The 20,218-nt window shown below is 68.0% G+C and carries 27 protein-coding genes; 16 read left to right on the top strand and 11 right to left on the bottom strand.

The features are described from left to right. From DQ384_RS39595 to DQ384_RS40750, 3 genes are all read left to right on the top strand, one after another. On the top strand, positions 1–307 hold a 307-nt coding region (locus DQ384_RS39595), incomplete at its 5' end, for a carboxyl transferase domain-containing protein (protein ID WP_281274200.1). Between the two features lie 614 nt (positions 308–921). Next, positions 922–1,755 carry a ParA family protein gene (locus DQ384_RS40755; RefSeq protein ID WP_147269090.1) on the top strand — a complete coding sequence of 278 codons (834 nt, stop codon included), beginning with the start codon at positions 922–924 and terminating at the stop codon, positions 1,753–1,755. 538 nt (positions 1,756–2,293) lie between these two features. Further along, positions 2,294–2,671: a hypothetical protein gene (locus DQ384_RS40750; RefSeq protein WP_147269089.1), complete on the top strand. Its 378-nt coding sequence runs from the start codon at positions 2,294–2,296 to the stop codon at positions 2,669–2,671. A 966-nt stretch (positions 2,672–3,637) separates the two neighbouring features. Here DQ384_RS40750 and DQ384_RS39585 read toward each other — a convergent pair. The 3 genes from DQ384_RS39585 to DQ384_RS39575 all read right to left on the bottom strand — a co-directional run bounded on the left by DQ384_RS39585 (position 3,638) and on the right by DQ384_RS39575 (position 6,581). Further along, positions 3,638–4,681, bottom strand: coding sequence for a hypothetical protein (locus tag DQ384_RS39585; RefSeq protein WP_114034033.1), 1,044 nt, complete (start codon positions 4,679–4,681; stop codon positions 3,638–3,640). Between the two features lie 1,006 nt (positions 4,682–5,687). Continuing rightward, on the bottom strand, positions 5,688–5,954 hold the full coding sequence (locus DQ384_RS39580) for a hypothetical protein (protein ID WP_147269087.1): 267 nt from the start codon (positions 5,952–5,954) through the stop codon (positions 5,688–5,690). A 309-nt stretch (positions 5,955–6,263) separates the two neighbouring features. Further along, positions 6,264–6,581 (bottom strand): hypothetical protein, encoded by a 318-nt coding sequence (locus tag DQ384_RS39575; RefSeq protein WP_114034031.1) that lies wholly within the window; start codon positions 6,579–6,581, stop codon positions 6,264–6,266. 328 nt (positions 6,582–6,909) lie between these two features. Between DQ384_RS39575 and DQ384_RS39570 the strand changes: the two genes are divergently transcribed. Continuing rightward, positions 6,910–7,413, top strand: a complete 504-nt coding sequence (locus tag DQ384_RS39570; protein WP_114034030.1) for a hypothetical protein — start codon at positions 6,910–6,912, stop codon at positions 7,411–7,413. 111 nt (positions 7,414–7,524) lie between these two features. Here the strand turns inward: DQ384_RS39570 and DQ384_RS39565 are convergent, their stop codons facing one another. Genes DQ384_RS39565 through DQ384_RS39555 form a run of 3 tightly spaced genes read right to left on the bottom strand, consistent with a single transcriptional unit; the run spans position 7,525 to position 9,931 of the window. Further along, positions 7,525–8,166: a 3'-5' exonuclease gene (locus tag DQ384_RS39565; protein ID WP_114034029.1), complete on the bottom strand. Its 642-nt coding sequence runs from the start codon at positions 8,164–8,166 to the stop codon at positions 7,525–7,527. 20 nt (positions 8,167–8,186) lie between these two features. Continuing rightward, positions 8,187–9,425 carry a hypothetical protein gene (locus DQ384_RS39560; protein ID WP_114034028.1) on the bottom strand — a complete coding sequence of 413 codons (1,239 nt, stop codon included), beginning with the start codon at positions 9,423–9,425 and terminating at the stop codon, positions 8,187–8,189. Continuing rightward, on the bottom strand, positions 9,422–9,931 hold the full coding sequence (locus DQ384_RS39555; RefSeq protein WP_220183387.1) for a nucleoside-diphosphate kinase: 510 nt from the start codon (positions 9,929–9,931) through the stop codon (positions 9,422–9,424). The genes DQ384_RS39560 and DQ384_RS39555 overlap by 4 nt, the downstream gene beginning before the upstream one ends. A 105-nt stretch (positions 9,932–10,036) precedes the next feature. Between DQ384_RS39555 and DQ384_RS39550 the strand changes: the two genes are divergently transcribed. Next, positions 10,037–11,347 (top strand): NsdA family TPR-like regulatory protein, encoded by a 1,311-nt coding sequence (locus DQ384_RS39550; RefSeq protein WP_245967096.1) that lies wholly within the window; start codon positions 10,037–10,039, stop codon positions 11,345–11,347. Positions 11,348–11,366: 19 nt separating this feature from the next. Here the strand turns inward: DQ384_RS39550 and DQ384_RS43900 are convergent, their stop codons facing one another. Beyond that, complete coding sequence (locus tag DQ384_RS43900; RefSeq protein WP_281274199.1) at positions 11,367–11,489, bottom strand: hypothetical protein; 123 nt, start codon at positions 11,487–11,489, stop codon at positions 11,367–11,369. Between the two features lie 284 nt (positions 11,490–11,773). Between DQ384_RS43900 and DQ384_RS39545 the strand changes: the two genes are divergently transcribed. From DQ384_RS39545 to DQ384_RS39540, 3 genes are read left to right on the top strand one after another with little or no spacing between them, the layout of a single operon-like run. Next, positions 11,774–12,100, top strand: coding sequence for a PadR family transcriptional regulator (locus DQ384_RS39545; protein ID WP_114034026.1), 327 nt, complete (start codon positions 11,774–11,776; stop codon positions 12,098–12,100). Continuing rightward, complete coding sequence (locus DQ384_RS40745) at positions 12,097–12,288, top strand: hypothetical protein (RefSeq protein WP_147269086.1); 192 nt, start codon at positions 12,097–12,099, stop codon at positions 12,286–12,288. The genes DQ384_RS39545 and DQ384_RS40745 overlap by 4 nt, the downstream gene beginning before the upstream one ends. Further along, positions 12,282–12,491, top strand: coding sequence for a hypothetical protein (locus DQ384_RS39540; RefSeq protein ID WP_114034025.1), 210 nt, complete (start codon positions 12,282–12,284; stop codon positions 12,489–12,491). The genes DQ384_RS40745 and DQ384_RS39540 overlap by 7 nt, the downstream gene beginning before the upstream one ends. 114 nt (positions 12,492–12,605) lie before the next feature. On the opposite strand, the gene DQ384_RS39535 is transcribed toward DQ384_RS39540, so the two are convergent. The 3 genes from DQ384_RS39535 to DQ384_RS39525 form a co-directional block, all read right to left on the bottom strand. Continuing rightward, positions 12,606–13,064 (bottom strand): GNAT family N-acetyltransferase, encoded by a 459-nt coding sequence (locus DQ384_RS39535; RefSeq protein ID WP_114034024.1) that lies wholly within the window; start codon positions 13,062–13,064, stop codon positions 12,606–12,608. 68 nt (positions 13,065–13,132) lie between these two features. Beyond that, positions 13,133–13,666 (bottom strand): GNAT family N-acetyltransferase, encoded by a 534-nt coding sequence (locus DQ384_RS39530; RefSeq protein ID WP_114034023.1) that lies wholly within the window; start codon positions 13,664–13,666, stop codon positions 13,133–13,135. Then, positions 13,650–14,987, bottom strand: coding sequence for a helix-turn-helix domain-containing protein (locus DQ384_RS39525; RefSeq protein ID WP_281274198.1), 1,338 nt, complete (start codon positions 14,985–14,987; stop codon positions 13,650–13,652). Before DQ384_RS39525 ends, DQ384_RS39530 begins: the two co-directional genes overlap by 17 nt. A gap of 282 nt (positions 14,988–15,269) precedes the next feature. Here DQ384_RS39525 and DQ384_RS39520 point away from each other — a divergent pair, with 282 nt between their 5' ends. From DQ384_RS39520 to DQ384_RS39500, 5 genes are all read left to right on the top strand, one after another. Further along, a complete protein-coding gene (locus DQ384_RS39520) occupies positions 15,270–15,599 on the top strand; it encodes a hypothetical protein (protein WP_114034021.1) in 330 nt (109 codons plus the stop codon). Beyond that, positions 15,593–15,952 carry a hypothetical protein gene (locus tag DQ384_RS39515; protein WP_147269085.1) on the top strand — a complete coding sequence of 120 codons (360 nt, stop codon included), beginning with the start codon at positions 15,593–15,595 and terminating at the stop codon, positions 15,950–15,952. The genes DQ384_RS39520 and DQ384_RS39515 overlap by 7 nt, the downstream gene beginning before the upstream one ends. Positions 15,953–15,966: 14 nt before the next feature. Then, positions 15,967–16,809 (top strand): hypothetical protein, encoded by an 843-nt coding sequence (locus DQ384_RS39510; RefSeq protein WP_114034019.1) that lies wholly within the window; start codon positions 15,967–15,969, stop codon positions 16,807–16,809. A 105-nt stretch (positions 16,810–16,914) separates the two neighbouring features. Then, positions 16,915–17,517, top strand: coding sequence for a TetR/AcrR family transcriptional regulator (locus DQ384_RS39505; protein ID WP_114034018.1), 603 nt, complete (start codon positions 16,915–16,917; stop codon positions 17,515–17,517). Then, positions 17,510–18,331, top strand: coding sequence for an SAM-dependent methyltransferase (locus tag DQ384_RS39500; protein WP_181871693.1), 822 nt, complete (start codon positions 17,510–17,512; stop codon positions 18,329–18,331). Before DQ384_RS39505 ends, DQ384_RS39500 begins: the two co-directional genes overlap by 8 nt. Positions 18,332–18,358: 27 nt before the next feature. On the opposite strand, the gene DQ384_RS41965 is transcribed toward DQ384_RS39500, so the two are convergent. Continuing rightward, positions 18,359–18,520 (bottom strand): hypothetical protein, encoded by a 162-nt coding sequence (locus tag DQ384_RS41965; protein ID WP_181871692.1) that lies wholly within the window; start codon positions 18,518–18,520, stop codon positions 18,359–18,361. A gap of 24 nt (positions 18,521–18,544) precedes the next feature. Between DQ384_RS41965 and DQ384_RS39495 the strand changes: the two genes are divergently transcribed. From DQ384_RS39495 to DQ384_RS39490, 3 genes are all read left to right on the top strand, one after another. Beyond that, positions 18,545–18,883: a hypothetical protein gene (locus DQ384_RS39495; RefSeq protein ID WP_114034016.1), complete on the top strand. Its 339-nt coding sequence runs from the start codon at positions 18,545–18,547 to the stop codon at positions 18,881–18,883. 9 nt (positions 18,884–18,892) lie between these two features. After that, positions 18,893–19,051, top strand: a complete 159-nt coding sequence (locus tag DQ384_RS41960) for a hypothetical protein (RefSeq protein ID WP_181871691.1) — start codon at positions 18,893–18,895, stop codon at positions 19,049–19,051. 255 nt (positions 19,052–19,306) lie between these two features. Next, on the top strand, positions 19,307–19,903 hold the full coding sequence (locus DQ384_RS39490; protein WP_114034015.1) for a hypothetical protein: 597 nt from the start codon (positions 19,307–19,309) through the stop codon (positions 19,901–19,903). Positions 19,904–20,218: the final 315 nt, after the last annotated feature.

Raw genomic sequence — 20,218 nt, 5'->3', positions numbered from 1 at the left:
CTCCCGCGCGCTCGGCGCGACCAAGGTCTTCGCCTGGCCGACCGCCGAGATCGCCGTCATGGGCTCGCTGGCCGCCGTACGGGTGCTCAAGCGCCGCGAGATCGCCGCCGCCCCGGAGGACGAGCGCTCCGCCCTGGAGACGCGGCTCGCCGAGGAGCACGAGAAGGTCGCCGGGGGGCTCGACCGGGCGATCCAGATCGGGGTGATCGACGAGGTGATCAAGCCCGCCGAGACGCGCGGCGCGATCGCCAAGGTCCTCGCCCAGGCCACCCCCGCCCGCGGCGCCCACGGCAACATCCCCCTCTAAAGCTCCTAATCAGAAGCCCTTCTACTGGTGAAGGCGTCATCGGCCGACCGACGACGGCGGGTCGGCTAGCGCTTCAGTCTCTCTGGATCCGGAGGATAACCATGGGCGCGTAGCCAAGAATCCAGGATCCCAGCCACCAAGTTCCCCACACCAGGGGTGCGGTTCTCAATGTCGTATGCGTTCAACCGCTGCTTAAGTTGCAACGCCTCAGGTACTGAATAGTTGAGCTGCTCACGTTCAACCCTCCGAGTCTCCAGCAGTCTCTGAGTCTCCTCATGCGGACTCAGCCAAGCGGTGTCATCGCCGTTGTACTCGTCCATGGACTCGAGGGCCAGCGCCAACTGTCGAGCCCGTTGCGCGACGGGAGCCTTGCGGTTCATCTCACTACCTCTCTATGTTGTGACGGCTAGTATATCGCCTAGGTCACTAGCCGTCTCTACGTATGCAACGATGGCCATAGAGCTAGTACTAGCGAGAGAGTGGGGGTCGAAGTAGGCCGAATTTGGCGGATCGCGGCAGCTAGCTCACTGTAGGATGCTGCCAACGCGGCACCATCCGCCGGAGAGCCGCGACGGGCTCAACAACATCCATCATCGGGCTACGAGAGAGAAGATGTGAACATACAGGACATACATCCATCCAAAGAGGCCCCGGAAGAGTCTCCGGAGCAGGCCGGTGATGTGCTCATACAGAGCGCTGCCGATGTCAACGGCCGTCAGCTAGCACCGTTCCCTATACAGGAACCCGACGTGGTCGCCTCCCTCGCCTACAAGGGGGGCATCGGGAAGACCACGCTTGCTGAAGAAGTCGCACAGGTGCTGGATGGCGTCGCTGTGGACTTCGACTGGTCCAAGGGTGGACTGACGGCGGGATGGGGCTACCGAGAGGAGGAGCGTCTAGGTGCTCCTCTTATCGAAGCCTTTACCTCTGGCCGAGTTCCTACACCGCTTCGAGGCGGGGAACGTAAGCCAGATCTAATCCCCGGACACACTACGTTTGGCGAGCATCAGCCCTCCGCAGAGAAGGTCTCAGACGAGCTGAGCCGTTGGTCACGCGAACTTAAGCGCCGACTCGTCGTTGACACTCACCCAGACGCATGCCCCTCCACCTACGGGGCCATGGCCGCCGCTCGAGTCGTTCTTACCCCTGTCATCTTGAAGACGCGCGAGATGCGATCCCTGGAACAGCTGCTCGAGGAAGCAAGCGACTACCCGCTACTTCTTATCCCTTATATGGTCCCTCGTTCCCCTTCACAGTGGGCCATCGACGAGTTGGAGAGGTTGGCCAAGCGCTTCAACGTGCCCGTCGGACCGATCGTCGGCCACTACGACTGGATCGGTACCCGTCGTAAGCGCGTTGCTATTAGCTCTGAGCCTGTCTTCAAGAAGGAAGAACCGTTCGTCAAGCAGATCCGCGAGGTTGTCAAGGCGGTGGAAAATTATGGCTAATGGGCTATCACAGCTCAGGCAACAGAAAGCTGCCCTAAAGCGAACCGCGCCACCACCCCCCAAGCATCCCAAGTCGGCAGACACTCGGGAGTCAGCCGCAGACGAACAGCAGCCTTCTAGGCCGGCACCAGAGGATGCTGCGGCTCCGGCGGAAGCCACAGGGGAGCCGCCGCAGGCCAGCCCTGGTACTACATCAGCGACGGCCGCTCACGCCGAGCCGACACCAGGGGATGCTGCAATGCCTGCCGGGACAGCAATGGAGCCCAGGACGGCTGCGAGTACCATCGCGAGTAGTCCAGCCACTGACACGAGTGCCCCCCCATCACCCGAAAGCGAACCGGGCAAGGCTGCATCTTCACCCAACAGCAGCCTAGTTGAGCGTCCTGCTGTTCAAGGAGCCGCCCAGGTCAGCCCTTCGCCGTTCGCATACACCACGGAGTGGGACAGCTATGTCCCCCCTCCCTCCTCTAGGGAACTTCCCAGGGCCGAGGAGGTCCTAACACAGCGGTTCTTCAGTAGAGAACCTCTGAACGCTTCGGTGCCAAAAGTCCTGGAAATCGGGCATCGCCTCCAGATTCTCAAAGTCGTTTCGCGCATAGAACGAATCCCGCCGGCCGACCTGGTCGCCATCGGTCTGGATTGGTTCCTCCGTGGCGCTACTCAGAACATCATGGACATCGCTCCTCCATGGAACCAGTACACAGGAAACGGCACTTCCCAACACATTCCACATGCAGAAGAAGTTCTGCAGCAGCGTTTCGTGGATCGAGAGCAGCTAAAGGCATCCGTTCCTGCCCAGCTAGAAATCGGTCATCGGCTAGCTATGTACAAGCTGACCAACCGCCTGAGCAGGGTGCCAGTCGGAGACATCGTGGCGGTCGGCATGGACCGCTGGTTGCGACTGATGGGCTTTTAACCACTCTGGATCGCCCCTCTGAGGAGGGGGCCACCGTTCATTGCAGCGGGCCCTCTCCTCTCTAGATATCACTAGTAGCCTAGACGCACCTGCGTATGTCCCGACGTACGTCGTAACGGCTAGCCGACTAGCAGATCACCTATGCCACTAGTGAAGGCCCAGTCGTCACCGCTCCCGATCCTGAGATGTCGTACGCGGTCCTGCTGTCTTGACCGGCAATGTGTCCGACCCCCTGCTTAAGGCTCGCCTCCAGCCGCTGAGCGCGGTACAGCTACAGCCGCTGCGGCGTGCACCCACGTCGGCGCCGGTCTCGGCCGCGACGTCGTCGAGCTCGTGCGGGCCGCGGGTCCACCCGTCGGTGCTGCAGTCGGGCTACACCCGTACGCGATTAGTGTGCGCAGGGCGACACGGGTCGCTCTGGGGGAGACGAGTGCCAGCCGGGCCAAGTTCGGTTGCGCCGGTCGCCACGGTCGTCAGCGCCTCGTACACCAGCCCTGTGACCGCTCCTACGACTGCGGCGAATGCTGGGTGCAGCGTTTCGATTGTCCAGCCCGCCACCGCCGCCACCGAGCGTCGGCGCCGGTAGGCGTCCGGGACCCGTATCACGTACGCCTTGGCGACGTTCCCGCGGTGGGGTTGCACGAGGTGGATCAGCGGGTCTTCCTCCTCGCGCAGGCTCCGCAGGCGCGCGCCGACCACAAGCGGCCCGTCGGCACCGTCATGGTCGGCCACCGACAGGGCAGCTGCGACCCAGGCCAAATTTCGACGGCCCGAAGACATCCTGCAGCAGCGTCAACTCAGGGCCGAGGCCTGAACCAGCGGAGAAGATCCACCGCTTCCAGGTCAGGTAGGTCTCACCCCATCGCTGTTGTCCTTCGGGGTGGTACAGCCGGCGGCCTTGAGCGAACGACGAGAAGGCCGCTATTCGCGCGAACCGCTCCTGCGCTTGGCCTTTGCCTTGGTGTGTCACGGTGTCCCCTCCCGTCTCTCACTGGGCAAGCTGCCCGCCGTGGCCACCTGGCTCGGCAGGGTCGCGACGAGCTGCCCATCTGAGCCGAACCAGGCGTCAACCCGCGCCCGCAGCAGCGCCTGCAGGCGCTTGGCCTGGCGGCGGTCGCGCCAGCGCCCAGTGCCGAGCACCACCGTGGGGTGGGTCCACTGGCCGTGTACCGGGTGGACGTTCACCGCGTGGTGGGCGTCTGCGAGGGTCGCGCCAGCGTCGAACAGCGGACGCAGCAGCCGCGCGAGCTCGCGGCCCGGCACGTGCCGCAGCGTCATGTCGTCGACGCGGAGCTGCTGGGCAGCGGCGACGCGGTCCCTCCTGCCGGTCACGGTGCGGTGGCGCGGCCAGGGCGCCGTTGGGGATGAAACTCGGACCCCCGTCGTTGTGGTTGAGGTAGGTGATTCATCTCCTGTAGAGGTAGGAGAGTCATCTCCTACCTCAACCACAGACGTGGGGGTCCGAGTTTCATCCCCAACGGCGCCGACTTGCGCGGACACGGGGCGCTCGGGGATGGTTTCGACAGGCCAGGGCACCTCCTCGTCGGCTTCAACGGGCAGGTCGTACAGGCCGAGCACCTGGTCCCAGTGCGGGCCGTACAGCTCCTTGAGCGCGGCGATCGGGACGATGAGGGCGTACTCGGCGGCAAGGTTGCCCCGGGCATCGTCGTGTCGCCCCCAGGCGTTGCCCTTGCGGGTGGCGGGGGTCGACCCGGTGGTGATGACGGTGAGCAGGCCGTGCTCGCGGTACCACCTCAGCCGGTCGGCCATGGTGCTGCGGGACATCCCGGCGTCGCTGGTGAGGGTGTCCCAGGTCAGGCCGGGACGGGTGCGCATGCGCCTGGTGTTGGTGTGCATCGCGAGGGCTTCGCCGACGAGGGCGTGGTTGCGCAGCCAGTCGCGGCGGTGCCAGGTGCGGCCGGCCAGGTAGGTGCCGACCGCCAGCCACGCGGTGATGGTGGGGGCGGAGATGTGCCCCTCAGGGATGACGGAGTTCATGGGCATGGACATGGTGACGTTCTGGCGACACGCCGGATCAGAATCAGGGCGTGCTCTGCAGAACGCTTGGCTAGCGGATATCATGCTGCTCCAAGCATTTAAGTGCGCGCCAAAATGATCAGCTCGGTGGCTGCGAACCTTGGAGCCGATCAGGCGGGTGCACTGGTAAGTGGTTTCAGAAGGGGGCCTCGCGGGCGCGGGGCCCCCTTTACATGGTCAGGGGCGCCTCCTGGGCGAGCGGCGCACGCCAACGACGCGTGCGGAGCCACTACGGGTGAGAGCGCTCGCGCGACTTCGCGCAGCTCTGTCCATGGGAGTGTCCGGGCGAACAGTACGTACACGTGCCGCTCGCAGGACAGCGACACCTCCCTGACGGCGTGCCAGCCGAGGACGCCGGGTGAGTGCGACCGTGCTGGCGGCCTCTTCGGCGACCAGCACGGCCGGGTCCACGACGCCAGCGGTGCTGGTGCGCTGGGAGTCGACACCAACGAGCAGCCGACCGCGACCGTCCTTACCGCACATCGCGACTGTGGGTAGCTGGTACGGAAACTCCGGAGTCAGGCGGGTGCCGGAGTAGGGTTTCTTCCCACGGTTCGGGGGCAGCCGGGCAAGGCCTGCCGACATCTCGGCCGCGGCCGCGCGTGCTGCGGGCCCGCCGTTGAGCACGACGTGGTGGTTCGGCGTCTGATCTTTTGTGCCGATCGTACCGTCGCGCCGTTTCGGCTGGTCAACGTAGGTAATGATCAATTGCAGGTCGGACACACCGATTACGGACACGCCGGTTGTGGGCATGACTGGCCGACCTGGCGACTGTTGGATTATCATGTCTCCAGACCTACGGACTCCGGCCAGGCACGCGAAAGCCGCGGCGGTCACGAGCCGGGCCGGATGTCTGTGAAGGGCCTCTCGCGCGTGGCTGCGAATCCGTAGCGCGGGAGGCTCTTTGGTTTTCAGCGTGTGAAGTTGTCGCGGTCTACCTGGGCGTCATCTCCCCTATTGAGGGTCGCTGCTTCGGTGGCTACGCCGCCTGGATCTGCTTATCGACCGTCTCACCGAGGTCGAGCGGCTCCTGAGTATGAGCATGAGCCAGCGTCGGCGTGACCTTGTGGCCGACCTCCTTGGCCAGGACCAGCTCCACCCACCGCGTGAACGGCAAGCCCGCTGCCTTAGCCGCGGCCTTGGCCTTCCTCGCCAGGTCCTGGTCCCGGAAGGAGATCGACTGCTTGCCGACTACCTCCTTGGCGGGTCCGCTATGGCCCGGCGCAGATTTCCTTCGGCTGCTCATGAAGAGCATGTATATCGCAACCTAGAACCCAGGTTCTAGGTTGCGGCGGGCGTGTCGCATCACATCCTTGTGATTTCGTCAACCGCCCGCTTCTCTTGGCCTGGTCAGACCAGGGCCAGCGGATGCCCGCACTCGTCGAGCGACATGTCGCACCTCGGCTCTTCGCTGCTCAGCCTGAGCACGGCGCGTCTGGCTGCGACCGCGGACGGGCGGAGCTAGACGGCTCCGCCCGCTGGCGTTCCAGCCGGGCCATACCGCTGGGGGTGGAGGCGCCGATGCGCCACACCGCCTCGCCCAGCGCCGCCGTGGTCAGTCCATGGGGCCGCTGGCCAGCAGATAGGCGTAGAAGTCAGCGGCGTGGTCGTGATCGGTAAGTGGCCCCGCGCCCTGGCGGCGGGCGGTGATGAGGTGGCAGAACAGGTCGTCGCCTGGGCCGATGGGGGCTGAGCGCAGCCATGGCGCGGGCAAGCCGCCAGGGCTCCGTCTCGGTGTCGTGGGCCAGGGGTCGACACTGGCGGGGGAGGTCTGCGGCAGGGTGCTGCCGTCGGGCTGCAGCGTGTAGTGCGCCGTGGCGACGCGGTCCAGGGCGTGCTGGACGGGTGGGCTGAGGGTGGTTGCGCTGGCCACGATACGGCTCCTTCTTGGTGGTGGGGCTCGGTTTTCAGATGCGGTGCAGCAGGCGGCTCCGGCGGCGGTCTCGATCCAGGCGTGCGCGGCGTAGGGGTGCGTCCGCCTCCATTCACCCGTGCCCGGGCCGGCCCCGGGCCGCCGCGGCGGCGATTTCCGCTTCGGCCGCAGTCGCGCCTGCATCTTCGGCCGATCAGGCCGATCACCTTGGTGCGGGCCGGAACGTAGTCAGTACCAGGGGATGGCGAGAAGGCTTTCCCGGACTCGCCTCCCGGTTGCCCGGTCAGGCGGCACCATGGTGCTGGTCCACGCTGAGCTTGGAGGACCGGTGCAGGCATCTCTGTTCGACGGCGACGACACCCTTGACGCCGAGCCTGTGCTGATGGCGCTGCACGAGGAGTACTACCAGCTCATTTGGCAGGGGCTGAAGCGGCACGAGTTCCGCCGGCGGTTCCTGTCCGGCAGGGCGACGACGTGGTACGTGTATCTGAACGCCCCGGTATCGCGCCTGGGTGCGGTCATTGACTTGGGCCCCGCCGTCGTGGACACCCCTGAGGTGGTCGCTGCCATCGCTGAACAGGCCCGGCCGGGCAACGGGGCGAGCGTGCTGGAGTACGTCCGGGATCTGGAGCAGGCGTACGCGATCCCGATCCTGCGGGTGCGGGAGTACGCGGGTGTGTCGGCGGAGGAACTGCGCGCGGAGCTGGGGGCGTGGCATCCTCCGCAGGGATACCTCCGGCTGCGCAACCCCGCCAATCTGGATCTGCTGCGGATCTGCGAGAAGGTCACCTCGGGGGCGCCGCTCCGGGAGATGTCGATACAGCATCCATGACACCGTGACACGGGCGGCCGCGTGTGCGCCGTCCAGCCAGGAGAAGATGGGGAGTAGCCCCGCTACGGGGAGCGACCCGGAGCGGTCACCGCAACCGCGAGCGCTGAATGCCTACAGCAGGGAGATCTGTTCTGGGTCGCTGCTGCTGTCGGCCTGGAGCGGCACGGCTGCGGCCTTGTACAGCTGACCGGCCGAGATGTCCTCACCACGGCCCAGTTCGCGTGCCAGCGTCTGCAGCAGCAGCCCAGCGCCCGCCGCGTCCCACAGAGCGCGGTGCGCTTGCCCGCCTGCGGCCAGGGCATTCACCTGGTCACTCAGCTCGTAGGCGTCGAGCAGCGCCGTCAGGGTCCGTTTCTGGTTGCCCTTGTTGACGGCTCTGTCCAGCTTTAGTGTGTCGATCAGCCCCGCCGGTCGCAGCGCGGGGCAGCGCAGGGACAGCAGCCGCCAGTCCACGTGGACGTTGTGGCCGACGATGTAGGCATCGTTCAATCGGGCGGCCAGCTCCGGTTCGACGGTGTCGAGCGTGGGTGCCGTGGCGAGGGCGTCGTTGGTGAGGCCGGGGGAGATCCAGGGGCGGCGCTGGATGCGCCGCCCTGGGTTCACCAGCGACTGGTAGGCGCCGGTCATGTCGGGGTGGCCGCTGGCAAGGGGGACCACCCCGACTTCGAGGATCGCCTCGTTGTCGCCGTCTTGGCGGCCGGTGCCCTCCAGGTCGAACGCGACCAGCCGTGCGGTGGTCCAGGGCTGGTCCATGGTGGGCGCCTCCAGCGTGGTCAGTCGTCGTCGTAGCGTGCGGCGGCGGTGAGCCGCGCTCGCGCCTGGTCCAGTTGTTCCTGCTCTTCGGTGCTCAGCGCATAGCCTTGCAGAGCGCGGCCGTGCGCGGCAGGTACATGGGGGTGCGCCACCTCCCACACCTGATAGCCGAGTTCATGCTGCAGCGCGTAGCGGCGTTGCTCGCCCAGGGCGGCCGTCAGGACATGTCCGTCTTCTACCAGGAACGGTGTGCCGGGGTCGTACCCGAAGGACTCCAGTGCGGTCCGGAACTCCTCCTCGGTGGGTGCCCGTAGCGCTGCCTTGCACCGCTGGAGTTGCTCCAGGGGGCAGATATCGCACAGCTGCGGCACCCCGAGATGCCCGTTGTAGTCGGCGACCTGGTGGGCGTAGGTCACTCCGCAGGAGGTCTTGCGGAACAGCGGGGTGGTGATGCCCGAGTCGCGCCAGGCCTGCACGACCCGGGCGTCCAGCTCGCCGGGGAGCACTTTGCGGCGCTGGAAGTCCTGCCCGTAGGGCACGGGCACGCCCAGGTCCCGCAGATACTGGGCGTTTTCCTCCTTGTGGTAGTAGCCGGTGAACACGACCGCGTCGACGTCGCGGCCCACCTCCAGGACGCCAGCCATGGTGGCGGGGTCGTCGTTCCAGCCGGGCACGATCGGCCGCCAGTACAAGATGACCTTGGTTCGCCGGCGCAGGCGCGCCGCCGTGCGGATCGAGTCGACCGTGGTGGTGGTCTTGGCGATCGGTTCCACCCGGTCGTCGCGGATCCCCGAGTAGGTGAACAGCAAGGTCACGCGCACGTTGCGGAGCGCCTCGAAGGTGGCCATGTCCTCGGGGGTGACGTGGAACCGGGTGATGATCAACACCAGGTTGGTGTGTCCGCGGCGGTCCAGCTCCTGCAGCACGGCGAAGGTGTGCGGTTTGACGCCGGGCAGCATCGGGTCGGTGGCCTTGTTGAACAACTGGATGGGTGTGGTGTGCGGGCGGAACGCCTCGTGGCCGGTGAGCATCTCGACCGCTTCGGGGGTGCTGATCAGAAGCTGGGGGATCTTCTGTTCGAAGTTGCCCCAGAAGTGCCGGACGCAGTATCCGCAGTCCAGCGGGCAGCCGATGATGTGGTTAAGCGACAACCCGGACTTGCGGTTGGTGATGATCTGCGCCATGTAGGGGTCCAGCCCGGCCTGCTGCTCGGCGGGCATCACGCGCAGAACCCGGGACGCGGGGACGGTGAAGCTCATGAGGCGCTCCTGAGGTTGGCCAGCAGGTGCAGGTGGCTGGGGCCGTACCAGATGCCGAAGTCACGTTCGACGACGCCTTCGTGGTCGGAGGTGTGGATCACGTTGTTGATGAGCCGGTTCTCGCCGCGGGCGGTGGCCAGGCTGTCGACGCCGAAGTACCCGCGGATGGTGTCGGTGCCGGCCAGGCTCGGGTCGGTGTCGCCGAGCATCCGCCGGACCCGCGGCGCGGCGCCGTCGCCGTGGCCCAGCGCGACGGCGACCTGGTGGCCTACGTACAGCCTGCGCAGGTCGGCGGCGATGTCGAACCCGAACTCGGCCGACAGGTGCGGCGCCAGCATGTCGTCGTAGTGGGCGAAGATCTGCTCGGAGGTGACGGTGAGCGTCTTTTGACCGGTGACCGTGACTTCGCGGGCGACCCAGGCGAGCACGTCGTCGACCAGGCCGCGTGCCACGCAGTCGGGTTTGAGCAGGATCACCGTCCACCGCGACCAGTCCACCGGGCTCACCGCGTCACCTGCGGGGCGAGCTGGGGCCAGCGGCAGCCGACCAGCCACCGGTGGTCGGTGTGCAGAGCGTTGCGAGAAATGCCACGTAAACGGCGACACCCGATCGTGAACACCGTCCTTGCCGATGCGCTGCGCGAGGCCGGGTGGAGCATGACCGCCGCCGCCAAGGCCGTCAACGAGGTCGGCCGGCAAAGCGGGTTGCCTCTGTCTCACGGCGCGACAGCGGTGGCACACTGGCTGACAGGGACGGTACCCCGGCCCGACACCATCCAGGCCGCTGCCGAGGCGTTCACGCGGCGGCTCGGCCGGCCGGTGTCGGCGACCGATCTCGGCTGGCCATCCGCGGGCCTGGATCGGGTCGACCCCTGGCAGGGGGATCCCGTCGCGGTGCTGGCCGCACTCGGGGAGGACGACATGCTCAACCGCCGGACCGCGCTCACCACAGGCCTGTACTCCCTGGCCGCGCTCGCCGTCCCCGCCTCACACCCCCCGCCCGGGACCCGCCAGGGCGGATCGCAGCGCGCCGGGGCCGGGGATGTCGACCGGATCCGCGAGATGACCCGGCGCATGTCCGACGCCGACGACCTGTACGGCGGCGGGCACGCACGCGCCGCGGTCGCCGCCTACCTGACCCGGGACGTCGCACCGCTGCTGCGTGGCAGCACCGGCCGCACCCGCCCGGCGCTGTTCACCGCGGCCGCCGAACTGGCCTACCTCGCCGGGTGGATGGCCGCCGACGCCGGCGCCGCCGGGCTCGCGCAGCGGTACTACGTGCAGGCGGTACGCCTGGGCGAGGAGGCCGGTGACCCGCTGGTCCGGTCGACGGCGCTGCGGTCCATGGCGGTGCAGGCGGTCGAGCTCGGCCACGCCGCCGAAGGTCTGGCACTGGCCGACGCCGCCGCCTCCGGGCTCCGGCAACGGTGCCCGCTACGGACCCGTGCGTGGGTCACCGGGATGCAGGCCGAAGCCAACGCCGCCGTCGGGAACCACCGCCAGGCGCTGGCTCTGCTCCGCGTGGCCGAACAGGAACTCGAGCGGGCCGACTCGCTGCCGGAGTCGGCGTGGACCGGCAACTACCGCCGCGAGTCGTTCGAACATCAGACCGGGCTCACCCTGACCGCGCTGGCGGACCTGCCCGCCGCCGAGGAACACCTTGCGCTGTCGGCCAACTCCCGCCGCACGATCGAGCGGCGCTCCCGCGCGCTGATCGGTGTGCGCCTGGCGCACCTCCAGGCGCGGCGCGGCCACACTGAGACGTCCGCTCAGACTGTGCTCGGGCTGCGCGAGGACCTGGCCGCGGTGTCCTCCGCGCGGGTGGCCGGCCACCTGCGTGTGCTACGCGCCGCGTGGCAGCCCTGCCGCGCCAACCCCGTCGTCGGGGGCGCCGACCGGCTCGCGGCTGGGCTGCTGCGGTAGCCCAATTGTCGCGGGTGGCTTACTGGCGCCGGTAGTAGTCGGTCAAGATCGAGACGACGAACAGGACCGAGCAGCTCCCGGCCAACAGCGCCATCTGGCGGTCTCCTTGCGACCACAACGTCAGGCCGGTGAAGAACGACATAGGGAAGCACAACCAGGCCATCCACCGCTGGAATCTTTCGTCGCGGGCACGTTCTTCCTCAGGTGTACGAGGCCGGCCGCGTTTCCTCCAGGCAAGTCCCATGTCACTCACCCGCCCTTTCGTGCTGTCCGATATCCCTAGGACGCGCGACGCCGGCGGATGGCTGGCATTGCATACAGATTTTTGTTCAGCTGCCGCCCTGGGAACGTCCACGGAGTAGCGGATTCGGCCTCCCCGGCTACCGGATCGTATGTAGAGTACGGCACATGATGAGTGGTCTACGGATGACCATGCAGACCCAGGCGCTCCTGCGCATCGTGCTCAGCGAGCCGACGCGCGAGTGGTACGGGCTGCAGATGTGCGAAGCGACCGGCCTGCCCTCCGGCACCATCTACCCGATCATCACCCGCCTCCAGCAGGCCGGCTGGATCGAGAGCCGCTGGGAACAGCCCGAGGAGCACGCCCACGAAGGCCGGCCCCGCCGCCGCTACTACCGGCTCACCGACGACGGCGCCGAACAGGCCCGCCTGGCGCTGGCCGAGGTCTATCGGCGCCGCCCCACCGCCCGCCTGCCCTTCGGCACCAACCCCGCCCCCGGCGGTGCCCAGTGAGCAACGACAGCGAAGAGTCTCATCGGCCCTCGGCTGCCGTTGCCCATGCAGCCCAGAACGTGACCTTCATCGCCAGGGCAGTAGCGATGGCGGCGGACCAGGCGCGCGCGCTCAAGGCGGCAGAGTGGGCGACGGCGACAGAGTTGGCGATGCTGCGCCGCAAGGCGTCAGGTCGGGCGGTGTGGTGATGGGCAAGGTGGCGGCGGCGGTAGCGGGTGGCGGCGGGACGCTGGCGGCGGCCGCGATGTCCCCCTCGCTGGCGGTGGCGCTCGGCGTTGTGGCGCTGGGAGTGGTGGCCGTTGTCGCCGGGGTGGTGTTCCACTCCTCCGAGGCGCCGGCGCGGCGATTCGTTCGGCTGGTCAAGGCGTTGCGTCCCAGCTCTGGAGCCTGACGGCGGGTCCCGGCCTCAGTTGATCCGCGTGGCAGCCCTGCCGCGCGGATCCGGACAGAGGCGACCCAGGAGGCTAGCGGCAGGGCTGCTGCGGTAGCTGATCTGCGTGCAGCGCTACATGTCCACGCGGTAGAACACCTTGCCGTCGTGGATCTTGCCGGCGAGGGACTCGTAGAACGCCTGCGCGTCGAGGTTGGCCACCTCGGTCTGCCATTCCACGCGGCCGCAGCCCTCTACCCTGGCGATCTCGTAGAGACATTCCATGAGCACACCCGCGACGCCCCGGCGACGGTCACTCACGCGGACGTACAACTCCTTCAGGAACATCGAATGCTCGGCGCCTGCAGCCGGCCAGTGGAAGGAGTAGGACGCCATGCCGACGACACGGCCGCCGTCCCGGGCGAGGAGCACCCACGCGATCGGCCGGTCACCGAACAGCAACCGGTTGATCATCCGGGTGCGGTCGGCGTCGGAGGGGATTTCCGTCGCGCCGTAGTGGTTTTCTATCTCCTCGATGAGAGCCGACAGCTCCGCAACGTCGCTCGCTGTGGCGTGATCCACCGTGAATGACATCTAGGCGCTCCTGAGCATCACGTCGTAGTCCATAACGCCGCCGCGCTCAACCCCAGGGCTGTGGCGGGTCAGTTTCCGAGCTTGAGCAGCATCACGTCGGCGATTTCGGCGTCCGGGGCCGGCCGGTTGGTACCTACGATGTCCCAGCCGAGATGCTCGTACATGTCGTGTGCCGGGGCGTGCGGCGTCGACAGCAGGGTGGCCCAGGGCTCGGCCCTGCCGCCGAGCAGTTCGTCAAGTAGCCGACGCCCGTACCCCTTGCCTCGCTCCTCGGCTGCCACGTTGAGTTCGATCACCAGGAACTTCTCGGCGGGCAGCACCTCATCAGGGGCGGGTGTCGTGTCCCCTCTCCACCACCGGCCTGCGGCCATGGGGAACCCGAACGCGAACCCGATGAGCCGTTCACCATCGCGCGCGGATACCAGTTCGAACCCTGGCACCTCTATCTGCCTGCTGGTGCGGTCCAGGAATCTGTCCCGGTTGTACAGCGGCCCCGAGTTGTAGGGGGGTTCGGCTCGGGTGTTCAGGTACAACGAGACGTAGTCTTCGCCCAGCACCTCGCGGGCTGCTTCGCCCTGCAGATGCTCAATGGTGAGGGGCATCGAGCCTCCTGGATAGTGCGAGCATTTCCCGGTATTCGATCACAGGGGGCCGGGACCGCTCTACTGCGGGGACGGCCGCAGCCACCGCGGCGGCGTTGTGTATCACGAACCTGTTCACGTGGTCGTCAGGGAGCGTGTCGAGCACGCTGCGAGCGTGTTCGACCCCTGATTCGATATGTCCAGATCGGACTTCGGTGTAGGCCTGGTGGAGCTCGACCTGTGCTTTTTGCCGGGTCTGCCAGCCGGGGTAGGCGGTGATTGCCTCCATCTGCATCTGCGCTGCGTCGGGGTGCCCACCGAAGGTGTAGACAAGGGAACGGCAATACAGCACCCGGGTCTGTGGCCACCCGTTCACCGACTGCGCGTCGGCGACCACTTCTGCCGGCATTCGCTCGAACAGGCTGGCCTGCTCGTCGAGGTCGGCGAGCGCCCCGGCGAGGTCACCGAGGAGCACTCTGGCATGCGCGCGGGCCCCGTAGGCGGCCGACGCCGCCCGGCACGCCCGGCCCTTGGTGAGTTCGATCGCACGGGTCGCTCGCGAGACCACCAGCGGCAAGGGACGCCCTTCATGGAGCGCCTGCACCGCCTCATGCCCGTACACCGCAGCGAGTAGTTCGCCCTCACCGGTCTGTTCCGCTGCTCTGGCCGCGACCCGCCACCAGTGGTGAGACTCCCGCTGTTGTCCTATCGACCCTAAGGCGAACGCCAGCAGGGTCGACAGTTGGGCGTTCACCCGTAACCATCGCGATACTTCCTTACCGGAAGCGCTGGTCATGGCCTCCTGGAAGCCCAGCACATCCGCCGATAGGTCGCGTACCACTCCCATGATCGACGGAGCGAGAACGGCGTACGCGTACTCCCAGGCTGTCTCCTCCCAATCCTCGACGTGGGGCCGATTGCCGAGGGCGCTGTCGACGACCCCGCGCAAGTTGGAGATGCCATCGAGCGCGGGCATACCAGCGACGGCCGCGACTCCCATGGCTGCTACGCCCCCGATCAGGCGGCGCCTGAGTACATCCATGCGCTCACCATCCCACTGCGGCGCCTGGTCGCGCACCGGTCGACCTGAGGTGTTGGTCATGGCCTGTAGTGCGACGAGAAACCCGCCCGCGCCGTACACCTCATCCAGGCGCGCGACCACGTCCTCAGGAGGGTGGCGTTCCCCTCGTTCCCATCGAGCCAGATGCGACCAGTCGACCGAAACCTGGGCGCCTACGGCCTCAAGCGTCAAACCGCACTGTTCTCGGCATCGCCGCAGGCCAACACCGAGCAGGTGCAACGGAGACGCTGAAGGGTCAACCGGCCGGGGGGCGGGGGACATCGTCGACTCCTGCATTGGTCATGTATTGGCCAGCCGCATTGGCCAATAGCTTCCCTTGGAATCACGCCTGATCAGTATCAGCATGGCACAAGGCTCTACTCGCCGCTCAGTGTTGATAGCTCAACGTCACCTGAAATGGCGGAGCCCGCCGACGTGACGGCACACGTGGCGGGCTCCTTGACCGCACACTCGGAGGTGCGACCCGTGTCTGACTGTACTGGCCTTGCGCGCCCATTCGAACACCAGCAGCCACCCCAGCGTCACCGCCCGTTGAGGTCGGAGATGCCCGCCGTTGCGCTGGGCGCCGCGCGCGGCAAAAGCAGCCGCCCACGCGGCCGGCACCGGGCCGGTGGCCCGGACTACGGCGAGGTGCCGCGCCGGGTGTTCGATCCCGAGCAGGTCAACGCCGCCGCGGACCTCACCCGCACCCAACGCGGGTGGCTGGTCATGTACGGCAAGCACAGCCGCCAGTTCTATGGCTTCCCCTACGTTGAAGGGGTCGAGGACCCGGTGGTCGCGGCCACCCCCGAGGAGCTCGTCGAGGCCATGCGGGACGCGGAGGACCCGCTGCAGGCGGTGGTCCCTCAGCAGCGCGGGGCACGGGGATGGTGACCGGGAACCGGCCGGTGGCCGGGTACACCCCGTGTGACGCGCAGACGCCGCCGCTGGTCGAGGAGCTCGTCGCGGAGCTGGAGCGCCTGAACATCCCGGCGCACTTCATCCCGCAGCCAGGGGGCGTCACCCCGGTGTCGCTGTGGAAGGGTCTGCTCGTCTACGTCGACGGCGACTGCATCAGGTGGCGGTACACCAAGCGTGCGCCCGGCCGGTCTCCGAGGCGGACGCGGACCTGGGCCGTCACCGCTCAGGGCGCAGCCGAACGCCTGGTGCCCCTTTACCTTCAGGCCAGGAAGAGGCACCCCTTCCCCTTCGGCCAGTTCGCTGAGCTGATCGCCGCCCCCGAGTAGCTGAGGAAACCCCAATGTGCAGCGACCTGTCCTCGCCGCAGCCGCCCATCGCGCCGGGCTGCGGCGAGACCGCGGCTGCGATCGAGGAGGCCGCCGAGCACCCGGAAACCGGGGCGCAGGTCCAGGAGCAGCAGGTAGCCGCCCCTGCGTGGCACCGCGAGTTCCTGACCGTGCTGGTGGACGCGGCGGCGGTCAGCTACGTCTGCCGGGACATCGGGATCGACTACGCCACGGTGCTGCGGCACCGGCGCATCTACCCCGAGTTCGACGAGGCGTACCGGCGGGTAATGAACGAACGCCGCGCCAGGCGGGCCGCCAAGACCGGGAAACCCTGGGAGCCGCCTCGGGTCGCCCCTGCGTGGCACGGCAGGTTCCTGACCGTGCTGGCGCAGGCGGCGACGGTCGAGGCGGCCTGCCGGGAGGCCAAGGTCAGCCCGAACACGGTGCTACGGCACCGGGGCGCCTACCCCGATTTCGACAAGGCGTACCAGCAGGTGATGTGTGAACGTGACACCCGGTGGCACGCCGAGTTCCTCCAACGGGTCAAGTCGGGCAGCAGCTTCCACGCCGCGGCCGCTGCGATGCGGGTCCCACGGAGCCGGCCCCGGCCGCCTGCGAAGCCTGTCGTGCTGCGGGGCACATCGTGGCACCCTGACCTGCCGCCCCTCATCGAGGCCGGTCTCACCAGGGTGCAAGCGGCCGAGCGGCTCGATATCGGGGTGGCCACCCTCACCCGTCATCTGAGCCGCCACCAGGAGCTTCGGCAGGCCGTGCAGCAGGCCGAGGAGAGCGCCTGGCGTGGCGGCCGCCGCCGCAGTCGTGGCCGTGGTTCCCGTGGGGGGAGCCGCGACCAGTGAACGGCGCGCCCCCCGGGGTCGAGGCATGCCCTTGCCCTTCCTCCGCTGACCTCCTCCGGGGGCGCGCCCACCAACCAGCAGCCGTGAACCAGAAAGGACTGGGGTGTGTCCGGCCGTACCTACGACAAGATGACCCCCGAGGAAAGGCACCGCGATCGGCGTCAACGTCTACTCGACGCCGGGTTCCACCTGTTCGCCCGCGATGGCTACCACGCCGTCGGCGTGCGCGAGGTGTGCGCGCACGCCACGACCTCGCAAAGGTCGTTCTACGCCCACTTCACCAGCATCGAAGACCTGCTGGCCCACGTGTACCAGCGGTGCGCCGGTGACGCGGTGGACGTGCTGCGGGAAGCGGCCAGGCTCGACACCGGCGACCCGACGCGACGGCTCGCCGGCGTGGTCGGCGCCTACATCCTGCACGTCACGATGGACCCGCGCCGCGCGCACATCATGCACCGCGAGGTCCACCGCACGCCGCATCTGGCCGGCGCGGCGCGGCGCATGGCCGGTGACCTGGCCGACGTGCTGCACCTGGCCGCCGACACCACCGCCGGCCGGCTGGTGGCCGTGGCCGTGGCCGGCGCGATCGACGAGCTGGTGGTCACGTGGATGCGCACCCCCGGCGACCAACACGGCATCTCGCGGATCACCGCGGCCGCGGTGACCGTCGCCCAGCAGTCCCTATCTGATCGGAGTACCCGTGCCTGACACCCGCCAGACCGCACCCCCGCCGCCGGCTTGGGAGCCCAGCCGGCTCCCCGACGGGGGCCTGAACACCAGCCGGCCCTCCACGGCGAGGATCTACGACCACCTGCTCGGAGGGAAGGACAACTTCGCCGCCGACCGGGAAGCCGCCGACGAGCTGGTGGCCACGGCACCGGAGGTGGTGGCCCTGGCGGTGGCCAACCGCTACTTCGCCGCGCGCGCCGCGGCGTACTGCGCCACCGCCGTCGACCAGATCATCGACCTGGGCCCGGGGCTGCCCACACCTCCGACCGTCGCCGGAGCGGCACGGCAGGTCCACCCGGACATCTCCGTGATCGGTGTGGACAACGACCCGGTGGTGCTGGCTCACGGTGCGGCGCTCGCGCACGGCGCCCGTCTCATCGCCGGTGACATCACCCAGCCCGAGGAACTCGTGCGGGACCTGCACCCCTACTGCGATTTCACTCGGCCGGTGGCGCTCATCGCGGCCGCGGTGCTGCATTTCGTCCCCGGGCACCCTGCTTCGCTGCTGCGGATCTGGCGCGAGGTCCTGGCCCCGGGGAGCCTGCTGGTGGTGTCCCACGTCACCGGGGACGGCGTCCCATCGGAGACGGCGGACAAGGTGCGCAAGGTGTACGAGCGGTCGGCCGCGCCGGCGGTGTTCCGCACCGAACAGGAGATCGCGGCCATGTTCGCCGGGTTGGAGCTGGTGAGCCCCGGGCTGGTCGATGTGCAGCGCTGGCGCCCCGACGGCATCGCCCGGCCGGTGGCCGGGATGCGTCTCCTCGGCGGGGTCGGCCGCGTCACCCGGCCGTGAGCACCTCAGCGGCGGCGATGTATCGAATCAGACGTCGCCTTCAGGCAAGCTGACTTGCCCGTTGATCGACTTCTGCAACGCTTCGTTGATTTCCTTCGCAGAGGTCTGGAGACTGTAGGCATCGCTGCCATCGGATACGGCGAGGGCGTTCAACAAGGTGTAGATGTCGAGAACGAGGTTGGTGGGCACGGTGATTTCGGTCCGCTCAACCTTGTGAGGGAGCGACTCAGGGCGGTCGAAATCATCACCATCCCCGGGCAGGCGCTCGACGACGACCGGCTCGGCCGTCTCACCGAGGCTCTCCCGGGGGCCGCTCTCGCCTACAACCAGCAGACCGGCACCGCCGCGGTGCACTTGGTGGTGGACGCCACCTCGCAGGCTCAGGCCGTGCGCGCCGCGTCCAGGACCCTCCACGCGGCGGCCCGGGACACCCTGGGCCAGGCGGTGCCGTTCGCCGGTATCCGCCTGGCATGGCCCGGTAAGGACCCGGTCCGGGTGATGCCGGAGCTCGTCGGCATCACCGAGATCGCGGCACTGCTCGGCGCGCTGTAGGGCCGGAGCATGACCAAGCAGCGGGCGTCGGCCATCGCCGAGGAGAACGACGACTTCCCGCCGCCGGTCGCCCGGCTCGGCTCGGGCCCGGTGTTCACCCTGGACAGGGTCCTGGAGTTCGCCGGGAAGTGGGATCCCAAGCCGGGACGGCCCCGCGCCGCCCGTTAGGCGCAGTGTGACCACCTGGCATCGCCAGCGGCTCGCGGGGGTGCCACGTTTTCGCAGGTGGCATTCGGCTGACCTGTGGAGACGTGGCACCTCGAGGCGCGCCGAGCCGGTTCCAAGCGTTCCCAGGGAGAGGTTGGAACTGCGTGCCAGGGTTCCAAGACCGGTTGCACCCCGAGCGGCGCGTTCAGGCACACTCCAGCATTTGACTTCAGCAAACTCCTTGTACTCGTTCAAAATATTATGCATTCTTCAAGCATGATTTCACAGGAACTGCTGGACGACATCCTCGCCATCCGCTGGCCGGTGCCATACTTCTCCGAGGACGACCAAACCCCTCGGGGCGAGCGTGTCGCCGCTGTGGACGACGCGTGGAGGCCCCGTACCGCCTTCATCCGGAAACTGGGAGCCGCGGCGACAGACCGCGGCCCGGAGTACGATCCGCTTCTCGCCGCTCTTGAGGACCTCGTCGCGATCAAGAAGGCCGCCGATGAGCAGATCCGGTTGCTCCTGGCTTACGGCAGGGTCTACGTCACCCCGCGCCCCCACACCTTGGAAACCCTCGGCCAGGCCGCCGGCCTTACCCCCTCCGGCGTCAGCCGCGCCTTCGGTGCCAAGGAGATCCTCGCCGTCGGGGATCTCACCGGTCGGCGCCCCGCCGCGGCTGAGATCAACGATCACCACCCCGATCTCTTCTCCGGCGATGACAGCCGACGGCGGTGCACCTGGGGAGGCAGCAAGAACAACCCCTGCACCGACGAGCCCAAGTACGCCGTCACCGACAAGTCCGGCACCAAGTGGGCCTGCTGCGACAGCCACCTGCCCGGCTATCTCCGCTCTCGCCCCCGCACCTGAGCCGAACGGCACTCCCCGTACGGGCTGGGGAAACCCACCGCGAGCAACCACGGCAGGGCGCCCCAGCCCAACCCGACCGGGTCTCCAGCCCCGGCATGGTCGAGGCGCTGGACCGCACCAGCCTCGTCGCCGGGATCGGCGCCAGCAAGGCGGAGGTGGACGATGTGTCCCAGGTCAAGCTGGAGGCGCTAGGAGCTGTTTGAGGTTCGGATCTTGCGGCCTGGTCGTGGCTGGTAGAACTTCGGGTGTGGCGCGCTTTGATGTGACGGATGCCGAGTGGGCGTTGATCGAGCCGTGTCTGCCGGTGGCGGCTAC

The organism is Sphaerisporangium album, assembly GCF_003323745.1.
Lineage (GTDB): Bacteria > Actinomycetota > Actinomycetes > Streptosporangiales > Streptosporangiaceae > Sphaerisporangium > Sphaerisporangium album.
The sequence above is the reverse complement of the archived record's forward strand: the minus strand, read 5'-3'. Positions and strand labels throughout refer to the sequence as shown.

Coding starts and splice junctions, on each gene's coding strand:
- DQ384_RS39490 (WP_114034015.1), top strand. CDS start 19,307: ATGATTTCACAGGAACTGCTGGACGACATCCTCGCCATCCGCTGGCCG.
- DQ384_RS43900 (WP_281274199.1), bottom strand. CDS start 11,489: ATGTCGTTCTTCACCGGCCTGACGTTGTGGTCGCAAGGAGACCGCCAG.
- DQ384_RS39585 (WP_114034033.1), bottom strand. CDS start 4,681: ATGTCCATGCCCATGAACTCCGTCATCCCTGAGGGGCACATCTCCGCC.
- DQ384_RS39580 (WP_147269087.1), bottom strand. CDS start 5,954: ATGAGCAGCCGAAGGAAATCTGCGCCGGGCCATAGCGGACCCGCCAAG.
- DQ384_RS39530 (WP_114034023.1), bottom strand. CDS start 13,666: ATGCCCCTCACCATTGAGCATCTGCAGGGCGAAGCAGCCCGCGAGGTG.
- DQ384_RS39535 (WP_114034024.1), bottom strand. CDS start 13,064: ATGTCATTCACGGTGGATCACGCCACAGCGAGCGACGTTGCGGAGCTG.
- DQ384_RS39510 (WP_114034019.1), top strand. CDS start 15,967: ATGTGCAGCGACCTGTCCTCGCCGCAGCCGCCCATCGCGCCGGGCTGC.
- DQ384_RS41960 (WP_181871691.1), top strand. CDS start 18,893: ATGACCAAGCAGCGGGCGTCGGCCATCGCCGAGGAGAACGACGACTTC.
- DQ384_RS39560 (WP_114034028.1), bottom strand. CDS start 9,425: ATGAGCTTCACCGTCCCCGCGTCCCGGGTTCTGCGCGTGATGCCCGCC.
- DQ384_RS39565 (WP_114034029.1), bottom strand. CDS start 8,166: ATGGACCAGCCCTGGACCACCGCACGGCTGGTCGCGTTCGACCTGGAG.
- DQ384_RS39525 (WP_281274198.1), bottom strand. CDS start 14,987: ATGTCCCCCGCCCCCCGGCCGGTTGACCCTTCAGCGTCTCCGTTGCAC.
- DQ384_RS39545 (WP_114034026.1), top strand. CDS start 11,774: ATGACCATGCAGACCCAGGCGCTCCTGCGCATCGTGCTCAGCGAGCCG.
- DQ384_RS39520 (WP_114034021.1), top strand. CDS start 15,270: ATGCCCGCCGTTGCGCTGGGCGCCGCGCGCGGCAAAAGCAGCCGCCCA.
- DQ384_RS39515 (WP_147269085.1), top strand. CDS start 15,593: ATGGTGACCGGGAACCGGCCGGTGGCCGGGTACACCCCGTGTGACGCG.